Origin of the sequence: Paenibacillus sp. FSL H3-0333, assembly GCF_038002805.1 — a bacterium.
Classification (GTDB): Bacteria; Bacillota; Bacilli; order Paenibacillales; family Paenibacillaceae; genus Paenibacillus_AQ; species Paenibacillus_AQ silagei.
In genome coordinates this window covers 7,265,123-7,280,186 of sequence record NZ_JBBODG010000001.1, presented here as the reverse complement: position 1 = coordinate 7,280,186, position 15,064 = coordinate 7,265,123, and the positions used below count along the sequence as shown (strand labels likewise).

7 protein-coding genes and 1 riboswitch are annotated in these 15,064 nt (G+C 56.8%); all 7 genes read left to right on the top strand.

Annotation, left to right across the window (positions count from 1 at the left end; genetic code table 11):
* The first annotated feature begins 35 nt into the window (after window positions 1-35).
* The 7 genes from MHH78_RS31735 (at window position 36) to MHH78_RS31705 (ending at window position 13,427) form a co-directional block, all read left to right on the top strand.
* Complete coding sequence (locus MHH78_RS31735; RefSeq protein ID WP_340943949.1) at window positions 36-3,425, top strand: tubulin-like doman-containing protein; 3,390 nt, start codon at window positions 36-38, stop codon at window positions 3,423-3,425.
* Window positions 3,426-3,429: 4 nt separating this feature from the next.
* Window positions 3,430-5,856 carry a transcription initiation factor TFIID gene (locus tag MHH78_RS31730; protein ID WP_341170031.1) on the top strand — a complete coding sequence of 809 codons (2,427 nt, stop codon included), beginning with the start codon at window positions 3,430-3,432 and terminating at the stop codon, window positions 5,854-5,856.
* A gap of 208 nt (window positions 5,857-6,064) precedes the next feature.
* The gene (locus MHH78_RS31725) at window positions 6,065-6,322 is read left to right on the top strand and encodes a hypothetical protein (RefSeq protein WP_341170030.1); all 258 of its coding nucleotides are present in this window, start codon (window positions 6,065-6,067) and stop codon (window positions 6,320-6,322) included.
* Window positions 6,323-6,951: 629 nt separating this feature from the next.
* On the top strand, window positions 6,952-8,223 hold the full coding sequence (locus MHH78_RS31720) for a vWA domain-containing protein (protein ID WP_341170029.1): 1,272 nt from the start codon (window positions 6,952-6,954) through the stop codon (window positions 8,221-8,223).
* Window positions 8,224-8,253: 30 nt separating this feature from the next.
* On the top strand, window positions 8,254-8,889 hold the full coding sequence (locus MHH78_RS31715) for a beta-mannanase (RefSeq protein WP_076078928.1): 636 nt from the start codon (window positions 8,254-8,256) through the stop codon (window positions 8,887-8,889).
* 48 nt (window positions 8,890-8,937) lie between these two features.
* Entirely contained in the window at window positions 8,938-10,200 is a 1,263-nt protein-coding gene (locus tag MHH78_RS31710) for a hypothetical protein (RefSeq protein WP_341170028.1), read from the top strand.
* Window positions 10,197-13,427 (top strand): GAP1-N2 domain-containing protein, encoded by a 3,231-nt coding sequence (locus MHH78_RS31705; RefSeq protein ID WP_341170027.1) that lies wholly within the window; start codon window positions 10,197-10,199, stop codon window positions 13,425-13,427. Before MHH78_RS31710 ends, MHH78_RS31705 begins: the two co-directional genes overlap by 4 nt.
* A 1,311-nt stretch (window positions 13,428-14,738) precedes the next feature.
* A riboswitch (cobalamin riboswitch) is annotated at window positions 14,739-14,931 on the top strand.
* The last annotated feature ends 133 nt before the right edge of the window (window positions 14,932-15,064 follow it).

Genomic DNA, 15,064 nt, shown 5'->3' with positions numbered 1-15,064 from the left:
ATGCGTAGGCTATCACAACTTTTGGGGGAGAACCTATGAAACCGGTAGTAAGAGAACATATTCAACAGCTTGATGTATCGCTTGGCGGAGGGATCGTCAGCGACAAGATCAGAGTGGATACCATTGACAACCCGATCCTCATTATCGGGCTTGGCGGCACGGGCATTGATGCCCTGCTGCGGCTCAAATACCAGATTAACCGCCGCTTCAAGCTGCCTGAAGATCCGTTGTCCAAGAAGAAGCGGGATAAGCCCGACAACGTGGAGTTCCTGGCGTTCGAGACCAATGAACAGGACCGCGGCAAAAAATACAAGGGCATCGGCCTCGACCCGCAGAATGAATTCGTGCTGCTGGCCAATGCCGAGATCGGCGGACTGCTGCAGAACCGCAGCATCCTGGATTCTTACATTACAGACTGGCTGTCGCCGGAGCTGAGCATCACAGACGGGATGAACGGAGCCGCCGGGGTGCGTCAGGCCGGACGCTTGCTGCTGTTCACGAAAATCAACCAGGTGGTTGCCGCCATCGACAAGAAGATCAAGACGCTGTCTGTCGGCACCAGCAAGAAGCTCATGGTCTTCCTGCTTACCGGTCTGTCCGGCGGAACCGGCAGCGGGGCGTTCCTAGATATTGCCTACATCGTGCGCGGCATTATTGAGCGTGACTACGGCGCAGCCGGGATAGACCGTGTCAATACGCTGGGCTATCTGTTTACACCGGACGTCAATCTGTCCAACAAGAGCCTCAGCGAGCATACCCGCGAATATATCCGCAAGAACGGGTATGCCGCGCTCAAAGAGCTGGACTACTGGATGAACGTGGACAGCCGAGGCGAACGCTTCCGCCAGAAGTACGGCAATATTCTTAGCGTCAACTCGCCGCTGCCGCCGTTCAATCTCTGTCATCTCATCTCCGCAACGAATACGGAAGGCAAGCTGTTGGAGAACGCCTACGATTACTGCATGAACGTGACGGCTGAGAATATCACCAACTTCATGGCCAGTGAAGAGAAGGCCTCCGGCGAGGAATTCGCCATCCATGACTATATCAGCAACATCCGCACGAACATTGCCCAGATGAACAAGACCTATCCTGCCAACTATGAATACAACATTATCGGGGCATCCTCGGCCGTGCTGCCGATTGAGGAAATGACAACTTACCTGGCTTACCGTCTCTTCGACAAAATGGACAAGATGTTCCATCACGCCCCGAATCAGGAGGATGTGGAGAAGATGGCGCGCAAGCTCGGCATTGATCTTGATACGATGATCAAGACGTTCGAGTCCCGTGTGCCGGAGCCGCTGCCGGGTTATCAGAACAGCGAGCGCCTCAGCCATGCGAATGTCGTCAAGAATCAGGTCGTCAGCATGGATACGGAGCTGGAGCAGAACTTCCTGGCCCGTGCGCGTGAGGAATATATCAAATCCAAGAAGCAGCTTCCGGGCGAGATTGCCGGACGGTTCGGCGAAGAGCTGGAGCGCATCTTCCTGCATCCTGAGCAGGGGCCGTTCTATGTGTCGCGGCTGCTGTACACCGAGAAGGGCTTCTGCATCCTGAAGCTGATCCAGTCTTATATTGAAGCGCTGCGCGAGAGTCTCTTGCGCCTGCCGCGTGATATTGAGACCGCACAGGAGAGTGCAGAGGATAAGCTGGGCGATGCGCGGAGCGCTTTTGTGTCCAAGGAGAAGAAGAAGAACGCCTATATTGAAGCCAAAATCAATGAATACTGGCTGCATGCCGATGTGGAGCGCACCGAGCAGATGATCCAGTTCTATGAGGATCTGTATGAGCTGCTGAATGAAGAGAACAGCCGGATCTACGGTGTGTTCACCGAGATTCTGACCGCGCTCAGCTCGATCTTCGAGAAGAATGGCGACATTCTGATTAACGGCGAAGAGCAGGCCGACCACAAGGGCAACAAAACCTACTATTGGAATATCGTTAACGTGCCGGATATCTCGGCGACCATCTCCAAAATCATGGACCAGAAGGACGGCGATGATCTGATCCGTGACTTCACACGCGAGATGCTGAAGCATTCCGGGCGCTGGGTAAGGGAGCAGGAGATTGATATTGTCCGCTCCATATCCGAGTTCCTCAGCGACAAGTTCGGGGACCTCATTACCCGCTCGATGGAGGATTTCCTGGTGATGAAATACGGGCGCGAGGAGCCGCTGGATAAGTTCGTGGAGCGGATTATTGCCGGACGTCTGGATGAGGATGCGGTGCCGATTTTCCACCTCAGCAACAGCTCAGGCAGCCTGCACTTCCCGTCCTGGGGCTTCGTCTCTGTGCCGGTGAAGGCGCCGGGGATTCTGAAGGGTGTGCGGAATTATCAGAATAATGCACTCGGAAAATCGCAGTTTACGATCAAGGAGAGCGAGGTCAAAAACCGGATTTTCTGGCTGAATACACGCAACGGGGTGCCGCTGTTCGTATATACACCGCTGCGGGTGTACGAGGAGAACTACGAGCGGACCATTCTCGACAAGGAAGGCATCGGCCGCCATCTGGTGATGACCGATAAGGACAACTGGACCTATCTGCCTTCGCCGATCCCGGAGAAGTCCTGGGGCGATACGTATGCGAATCCGCGGGTCCGTGAGTACAATGCCAGGGTGCGGGCAGATTTCGGCCGGGCGCTGGAGTCGGGTGTAATTATAGAAAAGGGTGTGGACGAGAACACGAGCAGCCGCTTCTCGGTGATCTTCACGAAGCCGCTGGATCTGGGCAAGCTGCTGGGTGCTTATGATCTGCAGCTGGATGCGCCGCGTCCGAATCTGGGTGAAGTGCGCAAGGCCGCTGAGGAGCTCAAAGCGCTCCGCACCGGAGGTATTGAACGTGAAGCCGTGAAGGATATCTTCGGCAGTATTAATCTGGAGCTGGCGCAGGAGAACCTGATCCGTTCCCCGCAGCTCATCGCCCGTGTCCGTGAGGAGCTGGCGAAATACGATGCGCTGGCGGCCAAATCTGCGGAACTGGAAGCGCTGGTGCATCAGCATCTGGATGAGGACAAATGGCTGGACCAGTTCATCGAAGCGCTATACACCGATACGATTACCAAAAAAGGCGCGCTTTATGTCTATGACCGTGACGAGGACGAGGATGCCTGGGAGCCGTTCGCGAATCTGATGAAGGAACGCAGCTATGTGGAGTATGCCGTCTACCGCCATTTCCGTGAGCTAGATGAGAAAAGCCGCAGTCTCCTGCTCCGCAAGGCAGCGCGCCGGGCCGGAGAAATGACCGCCGCTGAAGATGTAACTCCGCTGCTGTATAAGCTGGAAGGGATGTATGTCTCGTTCCTGGAGGCACGTGACACTCTGGAATATGAGCGGGTAGAGCATGCCAACGGAGATGAAATGTACGGCTTCTACAAGAGCCTGACCGGCAAGCTAGGCAGCATCCGCAGAAAGCTGAAGTAGGCCTATGATCAGAGATCAGGCCTTACAATATGCTGAGCAATACGCTGCCCAGGAGGAAGCACAGCATAATAAGGGGGATGGGCGCAGCAGTATCCATTACCCTGCGCTGTTCCTGTTCCTGGGCGATAAGGTGACCCCGGCCATCGGTCCGGTGCTGGAACGCTGCCAGCGTAAATGGGACAATGCAGGCGGCGTGATGGCACTGCATGCCGGTACGCATACCGGCAGCGGCAGTACGCAGGAGAAGGAGGGGGTCAAGGGGCGGATCGGCAGCGGAAACAGCAGCGTCCATGAACGCGTGATGCACATGACCCTGCCGGATACGGCAGGGCGTGATCCGCGTACGGTCCGGCGTGAGCTATACCGTGAATTTCATGAGGATAGCCAGTATTTGGCCGGAATGAACCGGACGCTGCGTCAATTAAGCAACAGTATAGCGGATTACGGACGGCTGTATTCTTCTTTTGACGTCATCCATCTGTCTGTCATTACACGGGTCGATGACCCGCAGAATGTGCTGTTGCCGGAGATTGTGCTGCTGGCCCGCGCAATTCTCAGCCAGTCATTCAAATCGGTACAGATGGATCTGTACGCGCTGATTAACGAACGGGAGCAGGGGGATAACTTCGGCTATTCCAGCTCGGTCGGACTGGCTTGTCTGCGTGAGCTAGACGGGATGCAGGCGGCGGATTATGCCTTAAGCGCTCCGCTGCTGGTGACGGAGGAAGGGCTGTCCATTCCGGTGACGCATGGCCCTTCTCCGCTGTTCGACCTGGTCTATCTGCTCTCCGACAAGAACGAGCGCGGACTCATGTCCGTCCATGGCATGGACGATAATTACGAGATTATCGCCCACATCAGCCTGCTGAAGAACCGGGTCCGGCCTGCGGCCGATCAGGCCTCCGGGCACGGCGGCTACAATAATATGACGTTCAAAAGCGGCATCCGCGGCAGCACAGGCAGACAAGGCTATGCGTCTGCCGGCTTCTCGGCGGTGCGGCGGCCGAACCGCCAGATTGCACTGGCGGTGCTGTACCATGCACTGCATTATCTGTCCGGGCGGCTGCGTGCAGGCCATACCCGGAGTCTTAAGGAGAGGCAGGCGATGCTTGGCCTTGGAGCGGATACCCTGCGGGACCGCGCGGCGGAATTGCTGCCGGAGCAGTCCGCTCTCGCCGAGATGACCGGGCTGATGAGCCATGGACGCCCGTCCTATTCACAGCTGCGGATGCTCTCGCTGCGCGAGGCTGAGGAGCTGCTGTTCGGGGAAGGGGCGCAGGCTTACTTCCGCAGTAATTTTGCGGAGGTGTCTGCCCGTAGGGCTGCCGGGATTGATCCGGCCCGGGAGTGGGCCGGAGTGCTGGCTGCCGAGGAGGCGGGAGCCTCCCCGGTCACCTTCTACCAGCTGGCGGAATGGACCAGTGAGAAGACAGGTGAGGGAGGCAGCGTCCTGCAGGCCTTGCGCCAGCATATGGGCGGACTACGTTCTGCTCTGCTCTCCGGTCAGGAGGAGCTGGAACGGCTCTATGCGGAGAGCGTGGAGCGCCAGCCGTTCCAGCGGGTGCCGCTGCTGGACAAACGGACGGTGCGCAATTTCATTCATTACCTGTTCGAGTCCGTCTACGGCAAGAAGTATGAGCTTCTGCTGCTGGAGAGCGAGCTGGCCCTCTGTCTCCGCTATGACGCTGCACTGGAGCAGCTGCATGCAGACAGCAAGACCAAGGTTGCGAAGATGGAAGCACTGGAGGAGGAGCTGCAGAGTGTCGCTCTGGCCAGCATCGGCCGCAGCAAGGAGACGGTAGATCAGAATATTATGGAGTACTACCGCACGGTGACGGATGAGGTCATGAAGGACATCGAGAACCGGCGCGGGGCGGGAATCTTCTTCAGCGAGCGGTTCCTGGGCAGCCTCTCCGGGCTGCTGGTGAACGGAGGCGGCCAGGCGGTGGCCGAGCGGCTGATCGAGCTGTGCCGCCGGGAGCTGCTTACAGCGGGGCCGTTCAACCTGCCGTTCGAAGAAGAGCTGCTGCGGCGGGCCAATGTCGCAGCAGCCTACGAGAACCGGGACATCGTCTCCAAGGAGGAACTGTTCAAGCAGCTCTACCGCAGTCTGGAGGAGGAGGCGGCGATGAATGTCCGCCTGTTCGAGTACACGCAGGAGCACCGGCATGAGGAGAAGTACTTCTTCGGCGACAGCTCCTCCGAATTCTTGCGCTATGCCTTCAGTGCAGACGAGACCACCCGCATCTACCGGCTCGGCTTCGTCCATGAGCAGCGCCGCAGCGGCGTGGAGAAGCTGAATCTGATGGGAGGCTTCCACCTGGAGGACCTGCTCTACTACCGCAACGGTAAGGTCTATTACGAGACTTATGCCGGCAACGGATACCAGCTCCACGGTCTGGAAGAAGAGCAGCTGCCGGAGATGAGATGAGTGCTATGACAAACTATTATATTAGGTCAGGCTATCACAACCATATTAGGTCAGGCTACCACAACCGCAGGATCTATAGTCCACGCTAGTTCAGAGGCTGATCGGATGCTGCTGAAAGTGGGCCGGATGGCGGAAAGAGAGGGATAAATCCCTCTGATGCTGGCGGAAGTGAGCCGGATGGCGTGAATGAGAGGGATAAATCCCTTTAATGCTGCTGAAAGTGGGCCGGATGGCGGGAAAGAGAGGGATAAATCCCTTTAATGCTGCTGAAAGTGGGCTGGATGGCGGAAAGAGAGGGATAAATCCCTTTAATGCTGCTGAAAGTGGGCCGAATGGTGGAATGAAGGGGATTTATCCCTTTTATGCTGGCGTAAGTGGGCTGAATGGTGGAAGGAGAGGGATAAATCCCTCTGATGCTGGTGGAAATGGGCCGGATGGCGTGAATGAGAGGGATAAATCCCTTTAATGCTGCTGAAAGTGCGCCGGATGGCGGAAAGAGAGGGATAAATCCCTTTAATGCTGCTGAAAGTGGGCCGAATGGCGGAAAGAGAGGGATAAATCCCTTTAATGCTGCTGAAAGTAGGCCAGATGGCGGAAAGAGAGGGATAAATCCTTTTAATGCTGACGAGTGTTGGCAATAGTGCACCTGAATTCACCGAAAGTGTGTAAAACCACCAAATGAGGAGCACTAGTACACCTGATTTCAACGAACGTGTGCCGAACCACCAAATGAGGAGCGTTAGTGCACCTGAATTTACCGAACGTGTGCCGAACCACCAAATGAGGAGCGTTAGTGCACCTGAATTTACCGAAAGTGTGTAAAACCACCAAATGAGGAGCACTAGTGCCCCTGATTTCGCCAAATGCCCGTCGAACCACTAAATGAGGAGCACTAGTACCCCTGATTACAGGGGGACGGCCGAAATCCGAGGGTTTGCCATAATAATGCCTAGGCTCCGGGTCTCGGACCTGGGTGCGGGCCTTCACTAACAGGCTTAGTAGGACAATTCTCATTCATTCCACTGCCGGATGTGCAATAGAATGGAATGGGGAAGCATGTGATGATCAAGCTTTTCCCGGAAAGGATGAAATGCAATGCAGCGAAAAATCAATCTGCTCCTGCTGCTGTTCAGTCTGCTCGGCGCGGGTGTAGCGTTTGTGCTCGGTGAGCTGCTGCTGGACCGCAGGCCGTATGATTTACCTCAGATGGTGCTGGTCGGCATCTATTTTGCCATCTTGGCCTTATGTGTTGGAATAGGCGCTCTGGTCGCAGAGACGATCTCGCCGAGGCTGAACGGACAGTCCTGGAAGCTGCGTTATCTGGGCACCTCGTGGAAAATGTTCCCGCTCATGGTCGTGCTGCTGCTTGGCGTGGGCACGCTGACCGAGTTCGTGTACGAGCTGAACTTCGGCGGCAGCAAGCCGGTTAAGAATGTCGTCATGGTGATTGACGATTCCGGCAGCATGATGCAGAGCGACCCGTCAGACCGGCGCTACGCGGCGGCCAAGAATCTGGTGCAGCAGCTCAAAAAAGACAACAAAGTCGCCGTAGTCACCTTCAGCAACGAGGCTTCCGTGGTCCAGCCGCTGCTCCCGCTCTCCAAAGCGGCGAACCGCGAGAAGGTCATGGAGGTCATCAGCAGTCTGAAGACGACCGAAGGCGGAACGAACATCAGCGGCGCGCTGGCCGAAGCAATGAAGGTAATTCATGAAGACGGCGCGGACCGCGGAGCGATGGTTATTCTTTTATCCGACGGCGTCAGCCAGTTCAATACCTCTACGGAGCTGACAGACTATGTGGCGCGGGGAATTAAAGTAAATACGATCGGGCTGGCCCTGGATGATCCGTCCGGCGCAAGTCTGCTGCAGAATATCGCCAGCGGCACCGGCGGACAGTATTATGATGTGGCCGATGCGAACCGGCTCGGTGACGTATTCCAGCAGATTTATGACCGTCTGGGAGACCGGACACTGCTGACCGAGCGCAGCGACCAGACCGCGGACAGCCCTTATTATGCTGTGGTGCGTGTGCTGGCCTTGATGCTGCTCGGCACGGCGCTGGGTCTGGGCCTTGGCATTGTGTTCGATAACCGCCATCTGGCCCGGAGCTTCAGTATCGGGGGCGCGGTATCGGGACTTGTGGCGGGGCTGGTTCTGGAATCGGGCCTGAACGGCGACACGCTCTGGGACCCTATGACCCGGCTGCTGGCGCTGCTCGTTCTGGCGGCTATTCTCACCTTGTTCACATATATCGTGCCTGTAGGGGAAGGGCGCCTGTCGCGCCGGGGAAGAGCTGCCGGAGCTGGTAATGCGCCTGCGGACAGTATTCATTCACCCCGCCGTAACCGCGGCAGTAAAGGGTTCTAAAGCCAGATGCAGGGAAAGGGGCAGGTTGCCATGAAGTACGCCGAGGCAGACGCTGGAGCACCGGTTATTGCCGAAGTTGTATCCAGAGTGGAGGACCGGTTCTGTACGCTGCGCTGGCGCTGGCCGGACGGTGTACAGGCAGTATATATTCATAAGGCCTCTGCGGAGGCACCGGACAGTCATGAGCATCCGCCTCCGGGCATGAAGCTCTACACGCGTGAAGAATACAAAGCGAATAACGGGTACCGGGACCGGCTGGACGAGATCGGGATGGTGGCTTATACCATTTACGTGCGGCTCAGTGAGAATGGGGAGACGCTGCTGGTCCGCCAGCAGGATGGCGGTAACCGGGCGCTCGTCAGTGCGGGCAAAGCGAGGATCTACTACGCGGTCCAGCACAAAAAAGGGTTATTCAGCAAGCTGAAAACCGTGCAGATGACGATTACTGCCGAGGTGCCGGTGCCGAAGGAAGTGCTCTGCTACGTCAAAAAGCGGGATGCGCATCCATCCTCCAAGGAGGACGGTGCAAGGTTCCCGTTCGTCCAGGACTTCGCTCCCGGGCGCAACCAGCTCCCGCCGATCGAGGTCGGCAAGGATGACTTCATCCGTATTTTTTTCACTGACGGGCCTAAATACGGGGCGTATTATGAGCTGGTTCCCGAGTGAGCGGGAGCAGCATACCGGGTGCTGACACAACCCTGAGGAGGATGAGAGATGTCTTTTTTTAGCCGTTTCATGAAGAAGAATCAGCCTGCAGCGAGGCCGCTGTATTACGATATTGTCTGCCCGTTCTGCTTCACGCGCTTTGAGCCGGATGAAGTGGTGTTCCGGGCCATGCACAGCCGTGAGGATGATGAGAATTATGCGCTCGGTGAGGATGATCTGCTGAATAAATACAGGGAGCGCTTCGGCCTCGATACGGTGGATGATATGGAAGCGGTTCTGCATCCGGCGGATATCCCGGAGGAGTACCATCATTATACCGACAACGTGCTGACCGGGCTCACCGACCGCTATGGGGTGATGACCCGCAGACGGCTCTGTCCGTCCTGTCATAACGAGCTGCCTGTAACAGCCGGCAAGGTGCCTAGCAATATTATCTCGATTATCGGTGCTTCCCAGGTCGGGAAGTCTGTCTATATGACCTCGCTGATCCATACGCTCCAGCATACAACGGCAGGGCATTTCGACGCAGCCTGTATGCCGCTGAATGCCGAGATCAGCCGCAAATTCCGCACCCTGTATGAGGAGCCGCTGTTCGAGCGGGGGGATCTGCTGGCGTCTACCCAGAAGGAGAAGATGCAGGAGCCGTTTATTTTCCAGTTCGTGTTCAAAGATGAGTCCAAGCCCCCGCTGACGCTGGTGTTCTTCGATGTGGCCGGTGAAGGAATGGTCGATCAGGATTATCTGGGCCTGCACGGCCAGCATATCAAGAACTCCGCAGGGATTCTGTTCATGGTCGATCCGCTGCAGATCCGTTCTGTCCGGGAGAAGATCCGCATTAACTTCGGTGACCGTCCGGGGGAGTGGGTATCGCAGTATGATGAGCCGCGTGATGTGGTGCTGACCATGTTCGGTGATTTCATCGCCTATCAGGAGAAGAGCAAGACCGAGATTCCGACCGCAGTCGTCCTGGCCAAAAGCGATATGCTCCACTCCCTCAAGGATGAGGATGGCGACTATATCAAGTCGAACAGCAATGTGTTCAACAACTATGTGCACCGCAAAACGCTGAACCTGGACGAGTTCCACAACATTGACGGTGAAATCCGCCGCTTCATTGAGAAGGTGGACCGTCCGTTCAAGGATACGATGGATGTGTATTTTGCCAATACCGGGTACTTCGCCGTGTCTGCGCTGGGCAGCAATCCGGTCAATCAGAAGGTGGAAGGCGTAGTCAGCCCGATCCGGGTCGATGAGCCGTTCATCTGGCTGCTGCACAAGCTGAATTATATTGAGGGGAGCGACGGGCCGTGAACAGATTGTCAGGGTCCATGATCACCCAGCAGATGTATACCCGCGAGCGCCGCGGTGTGTACCGGTCGACAGAGGGCTTCGATACGGTAGCGAAATCGGAGAGTCTCGATAATAATTTTGTCAAAAAAATCCTGCATCCCTTCTGCCTCTACGATGCCCCGGCTGAGCTTACGGCGCGCGGCGAGAAGGATGAGGAGCTGTATCCGGCTGCCTTGCATCTGTTCCATACGGAGAGCAACGAGACAGTGATTGGAGAGAGCCGTTATCTGGCGGCGGATTTCACGGGTCAGCGGAGCGCTTTTTTTGCCCATAATTTCGTAGTGCCGCCCATCCGCTCCGAAGAGATTGTCGAGGGGTACGGGGACTGGCTGCATGCGGGGTTTGCCCGGAGCTATGAGGGAGAGCCTGGCGGGACACTGCCTGAGCTGGAGTCGATTCCCGTGGCAACCCGCGCGCTGGACGAGCCGACAGACCCGCGCAGCGTGTTATCTGGTCTAGGCTTCACAGAAGAGCTGTTCAAAGCCCTGCTGCAGGCGGTGATGCTGTCCGTAGCCGGGAAGAAGAAAATCTATGTAGCGCTGGATGTGCCGATCAGTGAGTTGTCGCAGCGTGCGGCCCGGCTGACGGAGGTCCTCTTCGCTGCGCTGCCGTATGACTTCCGCCGCAGGCTGGGAGTGATCACGTATGCCAAGGAGCCGCAGAGCCGCAAATACATTCACCTGACCTTCGTGGAGAAGGGCTCTCTGCGTCCGGGCGACCGCAATATCGAGAAGGATTATATCTTCGATCTGGCCGGCGCAAGGTTCCTGAATACCGACTTCGGCGAGTCGCGGCAGATCTATGCCGATCTGGCCTGGAAAACGCTGGTGGAGAAGGGCGGAAGCCTCCGTGATTTCGCTAAGTTTGCCGACAGTCTGCTGCTCGGGGAGAGTGCGGAGCGTAAGCTGTCGCTGGCGCTCTACAATGAACTGGCGGTCTTTTATGAAATCGAGCAAGGCAACGAAGCCTTATATACAGATAACAAGAACGCTATACTTGGCGGCCTGCTGTCCTATCTGAAGCCGGAGGGGAAGCTGGACTCGCGGGTACGGCTAAATGATATGTTCCTGGAGCGGTTCGACCGCGAATATGATCTGATCCGCAAGAAGGGGATTCCGTCAACGGAGATCCTGGAACAGTTCAAGGCGTATTACGCGCTGCCGGGCCATAATTACCGGGTGAAGATCGTCGATTACTTCATCAACGGGATGCTGAACTGCCAGTCCGGGGGCCGGGAGGATGTGCTGGCGGCGGCTTACGGGATTATCGAGAGCGATGCGGAGCTTAGTGAGGCGTTCTTCAAAAAAGTGCTGTCCCAATCTCTCTTCCGCAGAGCGCTGTTCGAGCCGTATCTGGAATCCCGGCTGGCGGCCGCTGCCGGAACGGCGGATATCCTCCGCCTCGTGGGCCACTTTGGCCGGAGTCTTCCGGAGGTGCTTCAGCAGGCAGCGGTACGGGATACCTTCAAGGAATATCTGCTGGAGAAGCTGCAGCGGGAATCCGATCCGGTAGCGGCGGTAACGGCTGTTCATGAAGCGGTCCAGCAGGCAGAGAAGCAGCGCCGCAGAGGCGGCGTATACCCGGAGGCCTTGTCCGTTATGGAGGAGCTCGGCACAGTTGCTGACCGCTTCCTGCTGAACCGGCTCTCGCTGGACGAGCTGACGATGGAGCAGCTGCTGGAGATCTCGTTCCTGCGTTACCGGGATACGGCAGACTGGCAGCCGCCGCTCGATGCGATTGCGAAGCGCAAAGCGAATGCGCTGCGCGCGGCCTACCGCTGGTTCGGGGAGGAGTCGCCGGACGAGGAGATTTTTGCCGGACTGACGCCGCGTGAGCTGGACGATGTACAGCTGCTCGGCGCGCGGTGGCTGAAGGAAGCGCGGAGCCTGGAGCCGTTCGACCGGCTGCCGCTGGCCTTTTATCACAGCAGTGAACGTGAAGGCGGGCCGCTGGATTATGATGCGCTGCTGGATCTGGTGGTCCGCAAGGCGGGCAATGACAAGGAGACGGTGTACCGGTTCCTGGACTGGTCGCAGCACAGCTGGCTGTTCGCAAGCTCAGGCAAGAAGCTGTGGCCGAATTACAAGCGGGCCGTGCTGAGGTATTTCCTGAAGAGCGACCGCGAGGCGTTCAAGAACCGGGAATTCCGCAAAACCCATCTCGACACAGCAACGCCTGCCATGCAGACTGTCTACAATGAAGCCCGCGCCCAGCTGGCTTCGCCGCTGGCGCGGTGGGTCAGCCGCAGCCGATTTCAAATCCTGATCTCAGGGAGCATCCTCGGGATCATTCTGATTGCGGCGGTTATCCTGCTGAGCCAGCTAGGGGGACGCGGCAAGGATACAGCTGCGCCGGTGGCCAGCCCCAGCCCGCTTCCGGCAGTGACCGGGGGGGCCGCTGTAGCGGCCCCGGTCTCTGTCCGGCTTATCGGCGGTGATGCAGGGACTGGCGGGAATAGTAGCGGTGATGCGGGAAGCGGAGAAGCGGGTAAGAATAACGGCGTTAAGCTGTTGTTCAGCTTCACTGATGCTGCGGAATGCTCCGCCTTCAAGCCGGAGCGGATCGGCGTGGAGTCCGCCAGCGGCGTTACGGACTACGAGGTTAAGGCAACGGTTAGCGGTTGCCAGGTTGAAGCAGGCGCCGGAGTGGACGGCGGTGCGAAGGGTGAAGCAGGCGCCGGAGCGGACGGCGGTGCGAAGAGTGAGGCAGGCGCCGGAGTGGACGGCGGTGCGAAGAGTGAAGCAGGCGCCGGAGTGGACGGCGATGCGAAGGGTGAAGCAGGCGCCGGAGTGGACGGCGATGCGAAGGGTGAGGCAGGCGCCGGAGTAGACGGCGATGCGAAGGGTGAGGCAGGCGCCGGAGTAGACGGCGATGCGAAGGGTGAGGCAGGCGCCGGAGTGGACGGCGGTGCGAGCGCTGAGACAGGCGCTGGAGTAGACAGCGGCGCGGATAGTGGAGCAACCGCCACTCCAGCGGCGGCGGGGACTCCTCCGTCACGCGTCTACGAGGTGACGGTGGAGCTTTCAGCAGGCGCGAAGCTGGCGGCAGGTGATATGATCACCGCCGGAAGATACTCGCTGAAGCTGGCGGCAGATCCGGGCAGCGTCCCGGAGGCTACAGCCACAGCCGCGCCTAGTGCGGAGCCGTCCGCTTCCGCAAGCCCGGAAGCGGACAAGGACGCGGAATAAAACAGCGGCAACAAGCAGGCTGCGTAAGCTTTTAACTAACGCGATCGGATAATGCAATCGACTGACGCAATTGATTGCCGCTACCGGCCAACGCAATCGACTGACGCTACCGACTGACGCTACCGGCCAACGCAATCGACTGACGCTACCGACTGATGCTATCAACCAACGCAATCGACTAAGACTACCGACTGATGCTATCGACTAACGCTACCGACTGACGCAATTGATTGCCGCTACCAGCCAACGCAATCGGCTGACGCTACTGACTGACGCTACCGAGTGGCGCTTTTAACTAACGCTACCGAGTAACGCTCCTTAGTCATTCAGCCGACTCACACAACTAACTGACGGTTTTGAGTCGATACCAAGTGATGGTACTGAGTAGCATTGCTTACAGTGATAGGTGTACTCTGTACAACTAAAAACAGTGAAAGGGAAGGCGTGCTTCTCCTAACTGTATTCTGTACAACTAAATTTGCCCGAATGGGCGAAAAGCCGGGAACATAAGCATTTTAGGTGCACGAAATACAGCTAAAAGTACATTTGGCGGTAAATCAGACGATTTAGTTGTACAGATTGCATTTAAGCATAACGTTTGGAGTTAGAATAGTACCTTAGTTAGTCGGGGTACGGCAGCCCCCAGCAAGCTAGGGGATTAAATGAATGCTGATTAGTTAGAACCTGATGATCGACTAGCGGTAGCTGATCCGCTGGGCGCATATAGCGCGGCATGGTGGACTGGTCAGAGCCTGGTGCATACTACTTTATGTAGTACAATGAATTGCGCTCCGGCAGGCTGATACGAGCATAAAGTAATTAGTTAAGTGTGCTAGTGTCCGAAGGAAACTGCTCGATTGCACTTTGTACACTAGAATGAGGCATATCGAGCCTTATATGGTGTTCTGTTGTATTCGGTACATTAGATTTTGGGAATTTGGCCCGGCGGAGGGTTCTTTGCCACAATCGATTGTATGAAATGCAGCAGAATGCGTTATCGGCCGCTTTTACACGAATTCTAATGTACATAATACAATCGCCTGCTGCCGCTGTCTCCGCTAGTACCGCCAACGTCTTAATTAACCAGCAGAAGAATGACTCCATAGTCCTGAATAGTACGATGTGCCGGGGTAGCGGGCATGTGCTGTTCAGGATTTTTTGCTGCGGAATGGGCGGGGCTTCGGGGGGGATGGAATAGAAATAGCTTGTCTATAGACATACAGGGGAATAGTAGATATGATTGTTTCAGAATATTAAAATTTAATAAGCTTTGGGAAAAGGTGCAGATTGCCTCAGAGACCGCGCGTTGTCGCTAGCAGATGCTGGCAGGGCTATGTCTAATAGAGGAATCTGCTTAAAAGGGAAGCCCGGTGCAAGTCCGGCGCGGTCCCGCCACTGTAAATACGGAGCAACTCCTGAGGAGCCACTGTCTGCTAACGGGATGGGAAGGCGGGGGAAGCGGTGAAGTATGAGCCAGGAGACCTGCCTTTTTCGTTGTTGTTTCTATTCTTCGGGGGTAAGAATGTGGAAGCAGATGCTGATATTGGCGAGGGCTGTATATGCTGTATTGTATGTAGTGTGGGAGAGCAATCGGCTCCTTCAGCCGCCCTGTATTGTATTCTTCCCCGGCCGCCCTG